The sequence below is a fragment of the Streptomyces millisiae genome (assembly GCF_031845425.1).
In the GTDB taxonomy this organism is placed as follows: Bacteria; Actinomycetota; Actinomycetes; order Streptomycetales; family Streptomycetaceae; genus Streptomyces; species Streptomyces millisiae.
Genome location: NZ_JAVREM010000093.1, coordinates 1 through 18193 on the forward strand (window position 1 = coordinate 1; position 18193 = coordinate 18193).

General features: G+C 73.5%; 14 protein-coding genes and 2 rRNA genes. 6 read left to right on the plus strand and 10 right to left on the minus strand.

Annotated features, from left to right (window positions below):
• Positions 1-25 precede the first annotated feature (25 nt).
• A complete protein-coding gene (gene secA, locus RNC47_RS33415) occupies positions 26-2851 on the minus strand; it encodes a preprotein translocase subunit SecA (protein WP_311604323.1) in 2826 nt (941 codons plus the stop codon).
• Positions 2852-2986: 135 nt separating this feature from the next.
• Between secA and RNC47_RS33420 the strand changes: the two genes are divergently transcribed.
• Positions 2987-4177 carry a winged helix-turn-helix domain-containing protein gene (locus tag RNC47_RS33420; RefSeq protein WP_311604324.1) on the plus strand — a complete coding sequence of 397 codons (1191 nt, stop codon included), beginning with the start codon at positions 2987-2989 and terminating at the stop codon, positions 4175-4177.
• A gap of 4 nt (positions 4178-4181) precedes the next feature.
• Here RNC47_RS33420 and RNC47_RS33425 read toward each other — a convergent pair whose 3' ends face one another.
• From RNC47_RS33425 to mtnA, 7 genes are all read right to left on the minus strand, one after another.
• On the minus strand, positions 4182-4925 hold the full coding sequence (locus RNC47_RS33425; RefSeq protein ID WP_387099486.1) for a response regulator: 744 nt from the start codon (positions 4923-4925) through the stop codon (positions 4182-4184).
• 121 nt (positions 4926-5046) lie between these two features.
• Positions 5047-5739: a ribosome hibernation-promoting factor, HPF/YfiA family gene (hpf, locus tag RNC47_RS33430; protein WP_394814939.1), complete on the minus strand. Its 693-nt coding sequence runs from the start codon at positions 5737-5739 to the stop codon at positions 5047-5049.
• Positions 5740-5985: 246 nt separating this feature from the next.
• Positions 5986-6750, minus strand: coding sequence for a ComF family protein (locus RNC47_RS33435; protein WP_311604327.1), 765 nt, complete (start codon positions 6748-6750; stop codon positions 5986-5988).
• A gap of 79 nt (positions 6751-6829) precedes the next feature.
• Entirely contained in the window at positions 6830-8698 is a 1869-nt protein-coding gene (locus tag RNC47_RS33440) for an LpqB family beta-propeller domain-containing protein (RefSeq protein ID WP_311604328.1), read from the minus strand.
• Positions 8688-10517 (minus strand): MtrAB system histidine kinase MtrB, encoded by a 1830-nt coding sequence (gene mtrB / locus RNC47_RS33445; RefSeq protein ID WP_311604330.1) that lies wholly within the window; start codon positions 10515-10517, stop codon positions 8688-8690. Before mtrB ends, RNC47_RS33440 begins: the two co-directional genes overlap by 11 nt.
• Position 10518: 1 nt before the next feature.
• Positions 10519-11196, minus strand: a complete 678-nt coding sequence (gene mtrA, locus RNC47_RS33450; protein ID WP_132819589.1) for a two-component system response regulator MtrA — start codon at positions 11194-11196, stop codon at positions 10519-10521.
• A gap of 23 nt (positions 11197-11219) precedes the next feature.
• Positions 11220-12287 (minus strand): S-methyl-5-thioribose-1-phosphate isomerase, encoded by a 1068-nt coding sequence (gene mtnA / locus RNC47_RS33455; RefSeq protein WP_311604331.1) that lies wholly within the window; start codon positions 12285-12287, stop codon positions 11220-11222.
• Positions 12288-12409: 122 nt separating this feature from the next.
• Between mtnA and RNC47_RS33460 the strand changes: the two genes are divergently transcribed.
• The 5 genes from RNC47_RS33460 to RNC47_RS33480 are packed head-to-tail and all read left to right on the plus strand — an operon-like array spanning position 12410 to position 17792.
• Entirely contained in the window at positions 12410-13612 is a 1203-nt protein-coding gene (locus tag RNC47_RS33460) for a DUF7544 domain-containing protein (RefSeq protein ID WP_311604332.1), read from the plus strand.
• A 4-nt stretch (positions 13613-13616) separates the two neighbouring features.
• Positions 13617-14309, plus strand: coding sequence for a DUF4129 domain-containing protein (locus RNC47_RS33465; RefSeq protein ID WP_311604333.1), 693 nt, complete (start codon positions 13617-13619; stop codon positions 14307-14309).
• Positions 14306-15511, plus strand: coding sequence for a DUF4350 domain-containing protein (locus RNC47_RS33470; RefSeq protein ID WP_311604335.1), 1206 nt, complete (start codon positions 14306-14308; stop codon positions 15509-15511). Before RNC47_RS33465 ends, RNC47_RS33470 begins: the two co-directional genes overlap by 4 nt.
• Entirely contained in the window at positions 15508-16485 is a 978-nt protein-coding gene (locus RNC47_RS33475) for an AAA family ATPase (protein ID WP_311604337.1), read from the plus strand. Before RNC47_RS33470 ends, RNC47_RS33475 begins: the two co-directional genes overlap by 4 nt.
• Positions 16485-17792: a DUF58 domain-containing protein gene (locus RNC47_RS33480; RefSeq protein WP_311604338.1), complete on the plus strand. Its 1308-nt coding sequence runs from the start codon at positions 16485-16487 to the stop codon at positions 17790-17792. Before RNC47_RS33475 ends, RNC47_RS33480 begins: the two co-directional genes overlap by 1 nt.
• A 120-nt stretch (positions 17793-17912) precedes the next feature.
• Here RNC47_RS33480 and rrf read toward each other — a convergent pair.
• A 5S ribosomal RNA gene (gene rrf, locus RNC47_RS33485) occupies positions 17913-18029 on the minus strand.
• A 61-nt stretch (positions 18030-18090) separates the two neighbouring features.
• Positions 18091-18193 (minus strand): 23S ribosomal RNA (locus tag RNC47_RS33490); the annotation flags it as partial.

Here is an 18193-nt window from a genome sequence, read left to right on the forward strand (position 1 = left end):
GTGGGTGGGTGGGGGAATACCGCCGTTACTTCTTACGCCGGCGGCCGCCCTTCGCTGCGCGACGCCGCTCCGCCCGCGTCGTGCCGTCCCCGCCGGCCCCGCCGGCCCCCGCTGCGCCTTCCGACTCGAAGTCGCCCTCGACCACGCCGCCGGCACCGTCCACCGTCGGGGCCGAGAAGTGCAGCCGGTCCGCCCGCTGCGGCGCGTCCAGGCCCTTGGCCCGGATCGCCGGCCGCGCGCCCGCCGGCACCGGCGCCGGCTGCTCGCCGGCCTCCGCGGGCTGCTTCTCGCCGCCCTGCACCGGGACCTGCTCGACCTGCCGCTCGACCTGGACCTCCAGGTTGAACAGGTAGCCGACGGACTCCTCCTTGATCCCGTCCATCATGGCCGTGAACATGTCGAAGCCCTCGCGCTGGAACTCGACGACCGGGTCCCGCTGGGCCATGGCCCGCAGGCCGATGCCCTCCTGCAGGTAGTCCATCTCGTACAGGTGCTCACGCCACTTGCGGTCGAGCACCGAGAGGACCACGCGGCGCTCCAGCTCCCGCATCACCTCGGGCCCGAGCTCCTGCTCCCGCTTGTCGTACTGCCGGGAGATGTCCTCCTTGATGGACTCGGCCAGGAACTCCGGCGTGAGGCCGTCCCGGCCGCCCGCCTCCTCCTCCAGCTCCTCGACCGTCACCGAGACCGGGTAGAGCTGCTTGAACGCGCCCCACAGCCGCTCCAGGTCCCACTCCTCGGCGAACCCGCCGGCCGTCTCGGCCTGCACGTACGCGTCGATGGTGTCGTCCATGAAGAACCGCACCTGCTCGTGCAGGTCCTCGCCGGCCAGCACCCGGTGGCGCTCGCTGTAGATGACCTCGCGCTGCCGGTTCAGCACCTCGTCGTACTTCAGCACGTTCTTGCGGATCTCGAAGTTCTGCTGCTCGACCTGGCCCTGCGCCGAGGCGATGGCGCGGGTGACCATGCGGTTCTCGATCGGCACGTCGTCCGGCACGTTGGCCATGGCCATGACGCGCTCGACCATCTGTGCCTTGAAGAGCCGCATCAGGTCGTCGCCGAGCGACAGGTAGAAGCGGGACTCGCCCGGGTCGCCCTGGCGGCCCGAGCGGCCGCGCAGCTGGTTGTCGATCCGCCGCGACTCGTGCCGCTCGGTGCCCAGCACGTAGAGCCCGCCGAGGTTCTTGACCTCCTCGAACTCGGTCTTGACCGCCTGCTCGGCCCGCTCCAGGGCCTCCGGCAGCGCGGCCGCCCACTCCTCGACGTGCTCGACGGGGTCGAGCCCCTTGGCGCGCAGCTCGCTCTCGGCGATGTCCTCCGGGTTGCCGCCGAGCTTGATGTCGGTGCCTCGGCCGGCCATGTTGGTGGCCACCGTGACGGCGCCCTTGCGGCCGGCCTTGGCGACGATCGCGGCCTCGCGCTCGTGGTTCTTGGCGTTGAGCACCTCGTGCCGCACGCCGCGCTTGTTGAGCTGCTGGGACAGGTACTCGGACTTCTCCACCGAGGTGGTGCCGACCAGCACCGGCTGGCCCTTCTCGTGCTTCTCGACGATGTCGTCGACGACGGCCGCGAACTTGGCGACCTCGGTGCGGTAGATCAGGTCGGACTGGTCGACGCGGGCCATCGGCCGGTTGGTCGGGATGGGGACCACGCCGAGCTTGTAGATCTGGTGGAACTCGGCGGCCTCGGTCATCGCCGTACCGGTCATGCCGGCGAGCTTGCCGTAGAGGCGGAAGTAGTTCTGGAGGGTGATCTTGGCGAGCGTCTGGTTCTCGTCCTTGATCTTCACCCCCTCCTTCGCCTCGATCGCCTGGTGCATGCCCTCGTTGTAGCGGCGGCCGGCCAGGATGCGGCCGGTGTGCTCGTCGACGATCACGACCTCGCCGTCGAGGACGACGTAGTCCTTGTCCTTCTTGTACAGCTCCTTGGCCTTGATGGCGTTGTTCAGGTAGCCGACGAGCGGGGTGTTGACCGACTCGTAGAGGTTGTCGATGCCCAGCCAGTCCTCGACCTTGGTGACGCCCGCGTCGTGGATCGCGACGGTGCGCTTCTTCTCGTCGACGTCGTAGTCGCCGGTCTCGGCGACCTGCCGGGTCGGGACGGCCGGCTCGCCCTTCTCCAGGCGCTGCACCAGCTTGGCGAAGTCCGCGTACCACTTGGTGGCCTGGTCGGCGGGGCCCGAGATGATCAGCGGGGTCCTCGCCTCGTCGATCAGGATCGAGTCCACCTCGTCGACGACGGCGTAGTTGTGGCCGCGCTGCACCAGCTCGTCCTTCGACCAGGCCATGTTGTCGCGCAGGTAGTCGAAGCCGAACTCGTTGTTGGTGCCGTAGGTGATGTCGCAGGCGTACTGCTCGCGGCGCTTGGCGGGCGTCATCCCGGCGGTGATGCAGCCGACCGACAGGCCGAGGAAGCGGTGGACCCGGCCCATCCACTCGGAGTCACGCTGCGCCAGGTAGTCGTTGGTGGTGATCAGGTGCACGCCGTCGCCGGAGAGCGCGTTGAGGTAGGCGGGCAGGGTGCCCACCAGGGTCTTGCCCTCACCGGTCTTCATCTCGGCCACGTAGCCGAGGTGCAGCGCGGCGCCACCCATCAGCTGGACGTCGTAGTGGCGCTGGCCGAGCACCCGCTTGGCCGCCTCGCGGACGGTGGCGAACGCCTCGGGCAGCAGGTCGTCCAGGCTCTCGCCGTCCGCGTAGCGCTCCCGGTACTCGTCGGTGAGGGCCCGCAGCTCGGCGTCCGTCAGCTCAAGGAAGTCCTCTTCAATGGAGTTCACCTGGTTGGCGATGCGTTGCAACCTGCGCAGGATCTTGCCTTCGCCTGCACGCATGATCTTGTTGAAGACGGACACGAGGGCTGGTCTCCTTGCCGGTCGGGCCTGGCGCCGATGGGAATGCGCGGGCACAGCGAGATATGGCCCCGCCGCACCGGCCATGGTATGCGAGCGTCGCGACGAGTGTCAGTGGTCCGCTCTACGATCGCTCGCATGACTGCCGCACAGCCGCTACAGCTCTCAGCCGACGAAGCCCGCCGGATCGCCCTGCGCGCCCAGGGCCTGCTCGGCGCCCCCGACCGGGCGGGGGGCGTGCGGGGGGTGCTGCGCCGGCTCGGCGCCGTCCAGCTGGACACCATCTCGGTGCTGGCCCGCTCGCACGAGCTCCTGCCGTACGCGCGGCTCGGCGCGGTGGGCCGCGCGGCGGTCGAGGAGGCGTACTGGTCGGGGGGTCGTTCCTTCGAGTACTGGTCGCACGCGGCCTGCGTGCTGCCGATCGAGGAGTGGCCGCTGTTCGCCTTCCGGCGGCGCGCCTACCGGGCCCGGGAGTCCTGGCACCACGAGCTGGCGCCCGGCGCCTACGAGAAGGTGATCGCCCAGCTGCGCGCCGAGGGCCCGCTGACCGCCACCGAGCTCGGCGGCGCGAAGAACGGCGGCCCCTGGTGGGACTGGAGCGACACCAAGATCGCGGTCGAGCGGGCGCTGATGTTCGGGGACGTGGTGTGCGTCGAGCGGCGCGGCTGGAAGCGGGTCTACGACCTGGCCGAGCGCGCCGTCCCCGGCGAGCTGCGCCACGACGACCTGCCGGACGCGGAGTGCGTGCGGCGGCTCGTCGCCCAGGCGGGGGCCGCGATGGGGGTGGCCACGCTGGCCGACCTGGCCGACTACCATCGGCTGAGGATCGCCGAGGTGGCGGCGGTGATAGCGGACACCGGCCTGGTGCCGGTGGTGGTCGCCGGCTGGGGCCCGCACCACGAGGCGTGGGCGGACCCGGCGGCGCTGGCCACCGCGCCGCGCGGCCGGCACCGCACCACGCTGCTCTCCCCGTTCGACTCGCTGGTCTGGGACCGGCCGCGCACCGAGCGGATGTTCCGCTTCACGCACCGTCTTGAGGCGTATGTGCCGAGGCCGAAGCGGGTCTACGGCTACTTCGCGATGCCGCTGCTGGCCGGCGGCCGGCTGCTCGGCCGGGTGGACCCGGCGCGCGAGGGCGACACGCTGGTCGCCAGGCACGCGGCCTTCGAGGGCGGCGAGGCGCGCGCCCGCAAGGCGATACCGGCGATGGCCGAGGCGCTGGCGGAGGCCGCGCGCTGGGTGGGCTGCGACCGGGTCACGGTGGAGCGGGTGACGCCGACCGAGCTGCACGCCCCGCTGGCCGGCGCCCTCGCGGAGGTCTCCCCCTAGCCCCTCATCCCGTCTCCAGGTCCAGGATCTTCTCGCGCATCGCGTAGACCACGGCCTCCATCCGGGAGTGCAGCTGGAGCTTCTCCAGGATGTTGCGCACGTGGTTCTTCACGGTGTTCTCGCTGATGAAGAGCTCCTTGGCGATGTCCCGGTTGTTCTTGCCGGTGGCCACCAGCTTGAGCACCTCGAGCTCCCGGTCGGTCAGCTTGGGCGCCGGCACCAGGCGCCGCTCGTCGGTGCGCTCGATCATCGACTTGAACTCGGTGAGCAGCTTGGCCGCCATCGAGGGGCTGATCTGGGACTGCCCGTCCGCCACGGCCCGGATCGCCGCGGTCACCTCGTCGGTGGAGATCTCCTTGAGCAGGTAGCCGGTCGCGCCCGCCTTGATGGCGTCGTAGAGGTCGGCCTCCTCGTCGCTGATGGTCAGCATGATGATCCGCGCGCTGGGCGCGACCTCCTTGATGGAGGTGCATGCCTCGATCCCGCCCCTGCGCGGCATCCGCACGTCCATCAGCACGATGTCGGGCAGCAGGTCGGCGGCCTTCTCGACCGCCTCGGCACCGTCCCCCGCCTCGCCGACGACCTGGATGTCCTCCTCCTGCGCGAGCACGATCTCGAGTCCGCGCCGGAACAGCTCGTGGTCGTCGACCACCAGCACCCGGATCGGCTCGCGCTGCTCGGCCGCCGAGGCCGCCTCCGCATCGCCGGGCCGCTCCCGAGGCATCGTGGGCCCGAAAGTGTCCACCATCGCTCCTCCCCCTACGACCGGAGCCGACCGAGGCCATGTCGTCTGCCACGCTCGGCGACCTCATGATTCCATGGCGACACCCCTCGCCGAGTCCGGCGAGGGGTGCCTTTCGGTTTCTCGGTCAGCCGCCCAGGGCGCCGCCGGCTCCCTCCGGCACGCTCTCGGCCAACGGGTCGGCCTCCAGATGGATCACGCCGTAGTCGTAGGCGTGCCGGCGGTAGACGACACTCGGCTGCTTGGTGTCGGCGTCGATGAACAGGTAGAAGTCGTGCCCGACCAACTCCATCTCGTAGAGGGCCTGTTCGAGCGTCATGGGCGCCGCGACATGCGTCTTCTCGCGGACCACCAGGGGCCCGTCCCCTTCCACGACGACCGAGCCGAGGCGCCGCACCGGCGGGCGCGCCGGCGCCTGGTGCGTCGGCTCAAGCGGGTCCATGCCGTTCAACCGGGCGGCGTCCGGGACCGCGGTGGCGACCTCGCTGGCCGGGATACGGTCCCGGCCCCTGCGGCAGCGGCGCTTGTCGTGCTGCCTGCGCAGCCGCGACTCCAGCTTCTCGGCCGCCAGGTCCAGGGCCGCGTACGGGTCGGCCGCTGAGGCCTCCGCCCGCACCACGGGACCCCGGTGCCGCAGGGTGATCTCCACCCGGTCGGAACGGTCTGCCTGACGTGGGTTGTGCTCCTTGGACACTTCCACGTCGAGGCGGGTCACCTTGCCGTCGATCCTCTGGATCTTGTCCAGCTTCAGCTTCTCGGCCACGTGTCGCCGGAATCGCTCCGGCACCTCGGTCTTGCGGCCCTTGACGACGATGTCCACGCAGAACTCCGTTCCCGGAGGCGCCGCGGCCCTGCGGCCCCTCCGTTGGTGCACTGTGCCGATGGTGCCGGTGTCCTCGGCTCCCGCCGGCGTTACCTCGGGGTTACGGGTTTCACCTCCTCCTCCCCCGGCACGAAGATCAACACCCCATCGTTCTCAGGGTGATCACGACCACTCGCAAACCCCGGGAAATCCCTATCTCCACTTATGTAACGAACGTACCTCTGTGAAAGGTGCCCCGGCACCCTAGAAGCGGAATCTCTCCGGTCTCGCGACCCGCGGCTTCTCGACACCCGGCTCCACAGCCGAAAGCACCTCGGCCCCGGACACCACGGCCGAGGGCCCCGCGACCACGGCGGCGCCCAACGGCAGCCCGCCGGCGGCGCGCACCGCCCGGGCCGCCTCGGCGAGCGAGGCACCCGTCGTCACCAGGTCGTCCACCAGCAGCACCGGCTCGCCGGCGGTCAGGGCGCCCGGCCGCGCCGCCAGCGCCCCCGCGAGATTGGCCGACCGCCGCGCCCTGGGGAGCCCGGCCTGGTCCGCCACCGGACGACACTGCCGCAACACCGGCCGCACCCGCACCGCGTATCCCGCACTCCGCAGCCGCCCGGCGGCCGCGCGCGCGATCCGGCGCACCGGATCATGTCCGCGCCGGGCCACGGCGGCACGCGCCGAGGGCACCGGCACCAGACTCACCACCCGCTCCGCGTCGACCGCCCCCGCGCACGCGGCGCGGACGCTCACGGCGAGCGCCCGCCCCAAGGGACCGGCCAGCGGCAGCACGCCACGCTCCTTGTGCGCGAGCAGCACCGCGCGCACCTGGTCCCGGTAGTCGGCGGCGGCGTAGACGGCGGGCAGCCCGGCCGGCTCGGGGCGGAGGGACACCCGGCGGACCCGGCCGCCGGTGAGCGCGGCCCGACAGGGCTCGCAGAGCACGGCGCGCGCCTGCCCGCAGCCGGCGCACGCCGTCGGCAGGATCAGGGAGCCGAGCTCCTGCCACCAACCGCGCATGAATCCACCGTGACGGACAGGACAACTCCCTGCCAACCCCCCGGGAGGGGGTTTCCGGCCATTCCGCCGCGACCCGCCGTCAGCCGGCGTAGACCGGGGCCCTCCCCAGCGAACCGACCACCTTCCACTGCGAGCGGTCCTGGAGCCAGGCCACCCCGGCCACCGTCTCGGCCAGCAGCGGAAGGTCCTCGTTCTCGGTGGCCGCGACGCCCGTGACGTCGTTGAGCCCGGGCACCGTCGGCGTGTTGACCGTCGAACCGTCGGAGCGCACGTACATCAGCTGCTCCACGCCGTCCGCCGGCCGGCCCACCACCACCAGGCGGCTGCCGCCGGCCCAGGAGACCGCGGCCACGTCCTCCAGCTGCGGCATCACCGGACGCAGCCCGGTGACGGAGAGCTCGGTGCCCTCCCCGCCCTCTCCGTGCGCGACTCGCTCGATCCGGCCGAGATGCAGCGTCGCGCCGCCGTCCGCCTCGCCGATCAGCATCGCGATCCGCACCCCGTCCGAGGCCACCCGCAGCGCCTCGATCCGCTGGTCGTGCCGCAACCCCTCGACCGGCACCTCCACCGGCGTGCCCCGGCCCTCGGTCAGCCGCAGCAGCCGCGGCCCGGCCGGGTCGCGGTCGGCGACCCACAGGTCGCCGAGACCGTCCCAGCTGGGCGCGGAGAGTCCGGCGTCGTCCCCGCCGGTGGCGCTGGTGGCGTGCACCTCGGGCCCGGTGTCGTCCTCGTTGGTCAGCGGGGCGACGTAGAGCGTGGAGCCGTCCGCGCTCACCCCGGCCGCCTGCTCGCCGTCCCGCCGGATCGCCACCGCCCGCAGCCCGCCCTCGGCCTCGTCGAGCGTGCCGGGCACCGGCCGCAGCGAGGGCTGCTCCTCGCCCTCGACGACCTGCACCAGGTCGCCGTCCTCCTCGAGGAAGTAGGGCCGGGTCAGTTCACCGGCCAGCAGCCCGGGCGCGTGCTCACGCGCCGCGGCCTCGGACTCGTCGCACAGCGGTGTCCCCACCGCGTCGAGCAGCCTGGCCTCCGTCACGTCCACCGAGGCCACGTCCTGCACGGTGTGCAGCAGCTGGGCCGCCATCCGCTCACAGCTGTCGACGGGCCAGTCGACCGGCACCCCGGACAGCCACACCGAGATCGCGCCCGACTCGTCGATCGCCGGCGCGTGGTCGTCGGCCACCTCGGCGCCCGACGGGAACGCGGAGGCCACCGCGGGGGACAGCCACTCGCTCGGCCCCTCGAGCAGCGTGCGGACGGTCTCGCCCACCGGGTCTATCCGGCGGCGCACATAGACCGGATCGGCCACCAGCACGTCCTCGCCGTGCTCGATCCGCCGGCCCTCGGGACCCAGATCGGCGTAATAGAACGTGTTGACGGAGCGGTAGATCCGGCGGAAGTCGGCCTCGCCGATCACCAGGCCGTCGGGCAGCGTGTCGATCCGCCACTGGTCGTCCACCCGCCGCAGCAGGAACGTCGCCTGGTACTCGCCGGCCTCCGGGGAGTACACGTGCGCCTCGTCGACGGTGGCGAGCCTGCTGCCCGTCAGCTCCACCCGCATGGTCTGCCCGTCCCCCGAGGCCGCCGGTTCTTCGGCCCCGGGTATCCGCAGGTCGGCGCCGCTGGAGAGGATGGTGGTGCTGGCGAACGGGTCCCACTCGCCCCGCCGCCGCGGCGTCAGGTACTCGCGGGCCGTCTCGAAGTCGGCCTCGTCGCTCGTGATCGCCTCCAGGAAGCCCCGGACGATCGCCTGCGGCAGCGCGCCCTCGGCCGGCGGCACCCCGTAGACCCGCACCTGCGGCTCGCCCTCGCCGTCCGAGTCGGCGCGCTCGGACGCGTCCACCCGCTGCACCGGGCCGCTCGACGGCATCGACGCGCAGCCGCTCAGCACCAGGCCGACCGCCGCGAGCCCCGCCGCGACCCGCCACCGCGGGCGCCGCTCACTCCTCATGACCGCCCTCACCCCGCGCCTCACCGCCGGCCGCCACCGGCTGCCCCAGCTGACCCGGCTCCCCGGCCCGCGAGGCCGGGAGCACCGCCGCCCGCGCCTCCCGCCTGGCCCGCGCGTCCCGCGGTTCGAGCGGCAGCGGCGAGCCCCGGAGCTGCTCGCCGGCCGTGCGGGGCAGCGTCAGCCGGAACTGGGCGCCGCCGCCCGGCTCGCCCCACGCCTCGAGCCAGCCGCCGTGCAGGTGCGCGTCCTCCAGGGCGATGGACAGCCCGAGCCCGGTGCCGCCGGTGGTCCTGGCCCGCGCCGGGTCGGCCCGCCAGAACCGGTTGAACACCCGCTCCGCCTCGCCGGCCCGCAGCCCGATGCCGTGGTCGCGCACCGCGACCGCCACCGCGTCCCCGTCCCGGCTGGCCGCCAGGCGCACCACCACGTCCCGGCCCTCGCCGTGCTCGATCGCGTTGACCACCAGGTTCCGCAGCACCCGCTCGATCCGCCGCGCGTCCACCTCGGCCACCACGGGCCGCTCGGCGCCCCGCACCAGCAGCCGGCTGCCGCGCCGCTCGGCCAGCGGCTCGGCGCCCTCGACCACCCGGTTGACGACGTCCCGCAGGTCGGTCAGGTCGGCCTCCAGAGCGGCCGCGCCCGCGTCGAACCTGCTGATCTCCAGCAGGTCGGCGAGCAGCGACTCGAACCGGTCGAGCTGGCTCAGCAGCAGCTCGGCCGAGCGCGCGGTCACCGGATCGAACTCGCCACGCGCCTCGTGGATCACGTCCGCCGCCATCCGCACCGTCGTCAGCGGGGTGCGCAGCTCGTGCGAGACGTCGGAGACGAACCGCCGCTGCATCCGCGACAGCTCCTCGAGCTGCTGGATCTGCAGCTGGAGGTTGCGCGCCATCTTGTTGAACGACTCGCCGAGCCGCGCGATGTCGTCCTCGCCGCTGACCTTCATCCGCTCCTGCAGCCGCCCGGCGGCCAGCCGCTCCGCGATCCGCGCCGCCATCCGCACCGGCGTCACCACCTGCCGCACCACCAGCCAGGCGATCGCGCCGAGCAGCGCCACCACGAAAAGCCCCGCGGTGGCGATGGTGCCGCTCACCAGCGACAGCGACTCCTCCTCCTGTGTGAAGGGGAAGAGGTAGTAGAGCTGGTACCAGTTGCCCTGGATGTCGGTGAGCCGGCGCCCGATGATCAGCGCCTCCTGGGAGGAGCCGTCGAGGAAGTCGATCCGCCCGTACTGGCGGTGCGCGTCGGTGGAGCGGTCGAGCGCCTCCCGCAGCTCCGTCGGGATGAACTGCTCCGGCATCCGCAGGTCCCCGTAGGCCCGCGCGCCGCGCGGCGCCTGCCCGGAGCCGCTGTCCGCCTCGTTCACGAACGGCGTGCCCGACAGCTGTGAGGGCAGCGCCACCACGTAGAAGACCCCGCGACCGCCGCTGGACAGCTGCTCGACGATCCCGTTCAACCAGGCGTTGGGGTCGACCGTCTGCCCGGCCACCGCCTCGGCGCCCTCGCCGTCCCCGGTGGCCAGCTCGCTCGCCACCGCGAAACCGCCCTCGGCCTGGCTCTGCGCCGTCTGCCGCTTGGCCTCCAGCAGACCGTTGCGCACCTGGCCGATCACCACGATGCCGAGCACGAGCACCACGGCCAACGACATCACCAGTGTGGTGGTCACGACCCGCAGCTGGATGTTCCGCCGCCACAGCCGCCGCACGGAGAGCAGCGGACCACTGGCCCAACGGCCGAATATCCGGATAGCCGGCTGTGCCCCGGTCGCCGCCCCTTCGGTCAGCAGCCGGGAACCATGCCACCACAGCCGGTCGGCCACCTCAGCTTGACCCCGCCTTGTACCCCACGCCGCGCACGGTCACCACGATCTCCGGGCGCTCCGGGTCCTTCTCCACCTTCGACCGCAGCCGCTGGACGTGCACGTTCACCAGCCGCGTGTCGGCCGCGTGCCGGTAGCCCCACACCTGCTCGAGCAGCACCTCGCGGGTGAACACCTGCCACGGCTTGCGCGCCAGCGCCACCAGCAGGTCGAACTCGAGCGGGGTCAGCGAGATGGCCTGGCTGCCGCGCTTGACCGAGTGGCCCGCGACGTCGATCACCAGGTCGCCGATGGCGAGCTGCTCGGGCGCCGGCTCCTCGGAGCGGCGCAGCCGCGCACGGATCCGCGCGATCAGCTCCTTGGGCTTGAACGGCTTGACGATGTAGTCGTCGGCGCCGGACTCCAGGCCCACGACGACGTCGACCGTGTCGCTCTTCGCCGTGAGCATGACGATCGGCACGCCGGACTCGCCCCTGATCAGCCGGCACACCTCGATGCCGTCCCGACCGGGCAGCATCAGGTCCAGCAGCACCAGGTCCGGCTTGATCTCACGGAAGGCGGCGAGGGCCTTGTCCCCGTCGGCCACGAACGAGGGCTCGAACCCCTCCCCGCGCAGCACGATGCCGAGCATCTCGGACAGAGCTGGGTCGTCATCGACGACGAGTACACGTCCCTTCATGCCTTCATCATCCCATCCCCTGATCAGGACTTAGTCGAACGTGATCTGGAACACACTTCCGCCAGGGTGCCGTGATCCACCGGCGACACCACTCCATGTTCCGTCACGATCGCCGTCACCAGCTCCGCCGGCGTCACGTCGAACGCCGGGTTGTACGCCTGCGTCCCCACCGGCGCCACCGGCACCCCGGGTCGGACGTCCGTCACCTCGTGCCCCGGACGCTGCTCCACCTGGATCGCCGCCCCGTCCGGCGTCGCCAGGTCCACCGTCGACACCGGCGCCACCACGACGAACGGCACCCCGTGGTGCTTGGCCAGCACCGCCAGCGGATAGCTGCCCACCTTGTTCGCCACCGAGCCGTCGGCCGCGATCCGGTCCGCCCCGATCAGCACCACGTCCACCTCCCCCGCCGCGAACAGCGAACCCGCCGCCGCGTCCACCAGCAGCGAGAACGGCATCCCGGCCCGCGCCGCCTCGTACGCCGTCAGCCGCGCCCCCTGCAGCAGCGGCCGCGTCTCGTCCACCCACAGCCGCCGCAGCTCACCCGCCTCGTGCGCCGCCCGCACCACCGCGAGCGCCGTCCCGCCACCCGCCGAGACCAGCTCGCCGGTGTTGCAGTGCGTCAGGATCCGGTACCGACCACCGGGCAGCAGCTCCCCCAGCAGCTCCCGGCCCGCCGCCACCATCCCGGCGCTCGCCGCCGCGTCCTCCCGGAACAGCGCGTGCGCCTCGGCGAGCGCGGCCGCGGCCGCGCTCGCGCCCCCACCACCGGCCGCCTCGTACGCCGCCACCGCGCGCCGCACCCCGTACCCCAGATTCACCGCCGTCGGCCGCGCCCCCGCCAGCTGCCGCGCCGCGTCCTGCACGTCGTAGCCGCGCGCCGCCGCCAACGCCACCCCGTACGCCCCGGCAAGACCCAGGACCGGCGCCCCCCGCACCGCCAGCGACCGGATCGCCGCCACCAGGCCCGGCACGTCCGTCACCACCAGCTCGACCTCGTCGGCCGGCAGCCGGGTCTGGTCGAGCAGCACCAGGACCGGCCCGTCCGGCGGCTCGGCCCAGCGCAACGCGGGAACTCTCAGATCAGCCATCCGCACAGTCTGCCAACCCACTCCCGGCACAGCCAGCACGGCGCCATGGCACGATGGGCGCCAAGGAAAACCACCACATCCGGTGGTATGAGGCACCCGGAAGCGAACACCAGGGGGAAGCAGTGAGCGAGTCGCAGGGCTGGACGCCACCCGGGTCCCCGAAGGACGGCGAAGGGCACGACGCGAACCAGCCCACCGCCCCGCAGACACCGCCCGCCCAGCCCGCGCCCCCCACCCCTCCTCAGGGCTGGGGCGCCGCACCGCCCCCGCAGCAGCCGGGCTGGGGCCACCCGCCAGGATGGGGTCAACAGCAGGGCTGGGGACAGCAGCCCGGCTGGGGAGCACCCGGCGGCTGGCAGCCCCAGCCCCAGGCGCCCAAGCCCGGCGTCATCCCGCTCCGCCCCCTCGGGGTCGGCGAGATACTCGACGGCGCCGTCTCCACCGCCCGCGCCCACTGGCGCACCGTGCTGGCGATAGCGCTCCCCATAGCCATCGTCATCCAGCTGCTCTCCTCCATAGCACTGCACACCTGGCTCTCCGACAGCTCCGGGTTCAGCGCCCTCGAGAACAACCCCAACCCCACCGACGAGGAGCTCAGGGACGCCTTCGGCGACCTCCTCGGCTTCGGCTCCGTCACCGGCATCGCCACCCTCCTCGGCAACGTGCTCGCCACCGCCATGCTCACCATCGTCGTCAGCCGCGCCGTCCTCGGCCGCGGCGTCACGGTCGGCGAGGCCTGGCACGACTCCCGCGGCCGCCTGCTGCGCCTCCTCGGCCTGGTGCTCCTCGTCCCCCTGATCTCGGTCGTCGCCCTCCTGGTCCCCGTGCTCCTCCTCGGCCTCGGCGGCTCCCCCCTCCTCGCCGCCCTCGGCTTCATCGGCGGCGTGGTCCTCGCCGTCTGGCTCTGGACCCAGTTCTCCCTCGCCGCCCCCGCCCTGATGCTCGAACGCCAGGGAAGCCTCGCCGCCATGCGGCGCTCCTGGAAGCTGGTCACCGGCTCCTGGTGGCGGGTCTTCGGCATCCAGCTGCTGATCCTGGTGCTCCTCACCATCGTCAGCGGCATCATCGAGTTCCCCACCACGCTGGTCGCCGAGGTCGTCGCCGGCGGCGGCAGCGGCTTCCTGGAGGGCGGCCTCACCGAGATGTCCTGGAGCTACCTGGCCATCTCCGGCGTCGGCGCCGTCATCGCCTCCGGCATCACCCTCCCCATCAGCGCCGGCGTCACCGCCCTCCTCTACATCGACCAGCGCATCCGCCGCGAGGCCCTCGACATCGAGCTCGCCAGCGCGGCCGGCCTCGGCGACACCCCGGCACCGGGGAACTGACACCGTGCCGACGCCGCTCACGGCGCTCGCACGGCCGGCGGCGGACGACGACACCGCCCCGCCCGTCGTCACCGACCGCGAGGAGGCCCTCCGCGAGGCGCGGCGCGAACTGTCCAAGCCCGCCTACGCCGAGCACGAGCCCAGCCTGCCCCGCCGGATCTGGAACTGGATCTGGGACGAGCTCCTCGGCAGGCTCGACGACGTCGCCCTCAACACCCCGGGCGGCTGGGTCGGCCTGCTGGTCATCGCCCTCCTCGTCGTCGCCCTGCTCGTCGCCCTCCGCATGCGCCTCGGCGCCCTGCGGGACGCCGCGGGCCCCCGCTCCACCGGCGGCCTCTTCGGCGACCAGCCGCGCACCGCCGCCGAACACCGCGCCGCCGCCGACGCGCACGCCGCCGCGGGCCGCTGGCCGGAGGCCGTCCAGGAGCGCCTGCGCGCCATCGTCCGCGCCCTCGAGGAACGCGCACTCCTCGAACCGCGCCCCGGCCGCACCGCCACCGAGGCCGCCGCCGAGGCCGCCCGGCCCCTGCCCACCCTCGCCGCCGACCTGCGCGTCGCCGCCACCACCTTCGACGGCATCACCTACGGCGGCCGCCCCGCGGGCCCGGCCGACGACGCCAGGATGCGCGACCTCGACCAGCGCCTCGCCGCCACCCGTCCCGACCTCACCGCCACCGGCACGGGGACGGCCCGATGACCACGAGCACCGCCGTCTCCCCCGACGCCCGCCACCTCTGGCGCCGCGGTCGCGGCCTCCTCCTCGCCGCCGTCGCCCTCGCCGTCACCGGCCTGCTCATCGCCCTCCTCACCAGCGGCCCGAGCAGCACCCTCGACCCCCGCTCCGCCACCCCGACCGGCAGCCGCGCCATCGCCCAACTCCTGGCCGACCGGGGCATCGACACCACGGTCGTCACCACGGCCGCCGAGGCCGCCGACCTCGCCGGCCCGGACACCACCCTGCTCGTCACCAACCCCGAGGCCCTCACCCCCCACACCCGCGGCCTGCTGCGATCCGCCACCGACGCCGGCGGCCGCACCGTCCTCGTCTCGCCCGGCCCCGCGACACTCGCCGACCTGGCCCCCGAGGCCGGCGTCGACACCATCCCCGCCCCCGTCGAGGAACGCCAGGCCGACTGCGCCTGGCCCCCGGCCGAACGCGCCGGCAGCGCCCAACTCGGCGGCTACCGCTACCGCGTCCCCGCCGACGCCACCGGCTGCTACGTCGCGGGCGGCCTGCCCACCCTCGCCCTGCTGCCCGGCGCGACCGCCGAGGCCGGCGAGACCGTCCTCCTCGGCTCCCCCCACCCGCTCCACAACGAGCACCTCGACGAGTACGGCAACGCCGCCCTCGCCCTCCAACTCCTCGGCACCCGCCAGCACCTCGTCTGGTACCTGCCGTCCGCCGAGGAGGCCCCCGCCGCCGAGGACCAGCGCGGTCTCCTCGGCCTCCTCCACCCCGGCTGGCGCTGGGCCACCCTGCAACTCCTCGTCGCCGCGGGCCTCGCCGCCCTCTGGCGCGCCCGCCGCCTCGGCCGCGTCGTCACCGAGCGGCTGCCCGTCGTCGTCCACGCCGCCGAGACCACCGAGGGCCGCGCGCGCCTCTACCACCAGGCCGGCGCCCGCGACCGCGCCGCCGGCGCGCTTCGCGCCGCCACCCGTAGCCGCCTCGCCCCGCTGGTCGGCGTCCCGCCGACCGCGGCCCACTCCCCCGAGGCGCTGCCGGCCGCCGTCGCCGCCCACACCGGCGAGCACCCGGCCACCGTCCACCAGACGCTCTTCGGCCCGGCCCCCACCGACGACCAGGCGCTGGTCCGCCTCGCCGACGAACTCGACGCCCTCGAACGGCGCCTCACCCCGCACCGACCCACCGAACCCGACCGGAAAGGCCCGACCCCGTGACCGCGCCAACCCCAGGAACCGAGACCCCGGACGCGCGCCAGGCCCTGGAAGCCCTGCGGGCCGAGATCGGCAAGGCCGTCGTCGGCCAGGACGCCGCCGTCACCGGCCTCGTCGTCGCCCTCCTGTGCCGGGGCCACGTGCTCCTCGAAGGCGTCCCGGGCGTCGCCAAGACCCTGCTCGTCCGCACCCTGGCCACGGCACTCGAACTCGACACCAAGCGCGTCCAGTTCACCCCCGACCTGATGCCGAGCGACGTCACCGGGTCCCTCGTCTACGACGCCCGCACCGCCGAGTTCTCCTTCCAGCCGGGCCCCGTCTTCACCAACCTCCTGCTGGCCGACGAGATCAACCGGACCCCGCCCAAGACCCAGGCGTCCCTGCTGGAGGCCATGGAGGAGCGCCAGGTCTCCGTCGACGGCACCCCCCGACCGCTGCCCGACCCCTTCATGGTCGCCGCCACCCAGAACCCCATCGAGTACGAGGGCACCTACCCGCTGCCCGAGGCCCAGCTCGACCGCTTCCTCCTCAAGCTCAACCTCCCCCTGCCCAGCCGCGAGCAGGAGATCGACGTCCTCGCCAGGCACGCCGCCGGCTTCGACCCCCGCGACCTCGCCACCGCCGGCGTCCGCCCGGTCGCCGGCCCCGAGCAGCTCGCCGCCGCCCGCGCCGCCGTCGCCAAGGTCACCGTCTCGCCCGACATCGCCGGCTATGTCGTCGACCTCTGCCGGGGCACCCGCGAGTCGCCGTCCCTGGCCATCGGCGCCTCCCCCCGCGGCGCCACCGCGCTCCTCGGCACGGCCCGCGCCTGGGCCTGGCTCTCCGGCCGCGACTACGTCATCCCGGACGACGTCAAGGCACTCGCCCTGCCCACCCTCAGGCACCGCGTCCGGCTGCGCCCCGAGGCGGAGATGGAGGGCGTCACCGCCGACAGCGTCCTCACCGGCCTGCTGGCCCGCGTCCCGGTCCCCCGCTGATGGCACTCACCGGCCGCACCGCGCTGCTGGCGGCGCTCGGCGCCCTGGTCGCCGGCCTGCGCCCGGGCTGGACCGGCATCCTGGCCGTGGCCGTGCCCCTGCTCGTGGGCGTCCTGGTCGACCTGGCCCTGGCCGCCCCGGTCCGCCCGCTGCGGCTCGCCAGGGGCGGCGACACCACCGTCCGCCTGGGCGACGAGGCCGCCGTGCACCTCACCGTCACCAACGCCTCCGGCCGTCCGCTGCGCGCCGAGCTCCGCGACGCCTGGCCGCCGAGCGCCTGGCGCCCGGGCACCGCCTATGCCGCGTCCCGTCACCGCCTGCGCGTGCCCGCCGGCGAACGCCGCAGGATCACCACCGTGCTCGGCCCCACCAGGCGCGGCGAGCACCGCCCCGACCGGGTCACCGTCCGCTCCCACGGACCGCTCGGCCTCGCCGCCCGCCAGGGCGGCCACGCCGTCCCGTGGACGCTGCGGGTGCTGCCCCCCTTCACCAGCCGCAAGCACCTCCCGGCCAAGCTCTCCCGGCTCCGCGAACTCGACGGCCGCACCACGGTGTTGACCCGCGGCGAGGGAACCGAGTTCGACAGCCTGCGCGAGTACGTGCCCGGCGACGACGTCCGCTCCATCGACTGGCGCGCCACGGCACGCCAGTCCGCGGTCGCCGTCCGCACCTGGCGCCCCGAACGCGACCGGCATCTGCTGCTGGTCCTCGACACCGGCCGCACCTCGGCCGGGCGTGTCGGCGACATCCCCCGCCTCGACGTCTCCATGGACGCGGCCCTGCTCCTCACCGCCCTGGCCTCGCAGGCCGGCGACCGCGTCGACCTGCTCGCCTTCGACCGCACGGTCCGCGCCTCGGTGCGCGGCCGCACCGGCGGCCAGCTGCTGCCCTCGGTCGTCGGCGCCCTCACCCCGCTGGAACCGGCGCTGATCGAGACCGACGCCCGCGCCATGGCCACGGCCGCACTGGCCGGCGCGCCACGCCGCTCGCTGATCGTGCTCTTCACCAGCCTCGACGCCGCCCCGGTGGAGACCGGACTGCTGCCGGTGCTGCCGCGCCTGACGCGGCGCCATACCGTCGTGGTGGCCTCGGTCGCCGACCCCAGGATCGCCGAGATGGCCCGCGCCCGCGGCACCGTCCCCGGCGTCTACGAGGCCGCCGCGGCCGCCAGCCACCAGATCGAACGCCAGCACACCGCGGAACGCCTCCGCGCCCTCGGTGTCACGGTCGTCGAGGCGCCCCCCGAGCTCCTCCCGCCGGCACTGGCCGACGCCTATCTCTCCCTGAAGGCCACGGGCCGCCTCTGACGGGTCCGCCCTCTCCCGGAAATCCCATAAAGGAGGAGGGGTCGGCCCATCGGGCGGCCCGCGCCACAAACGCGTGTAGGGCCCGTTGGCGAACCAACGAGCCCTACACACTCAATAATTGTCCGGCGGCGACCTACTCTCCCACACGGTCCCCCATGCAGTACCATCGGCGCTGGCAGGCTTAGCTTCCGGGTTCGGAATGTAACCGGGCGTTTCCCCACCGCCATGACCACCGGAACCCTACAAGGGCACCTTCACGCTGGTCATACAGCGAATTTCACAGTGGACGCGAGCATCTATGGACAAGCCCTCGGCCTATTAGTACCGGTCAACTCCACCTCTCACAAGGCTTCCATCTCCGGCCTATCAACCCCGTCGTCTACAGGGAGCCTTACCCCATC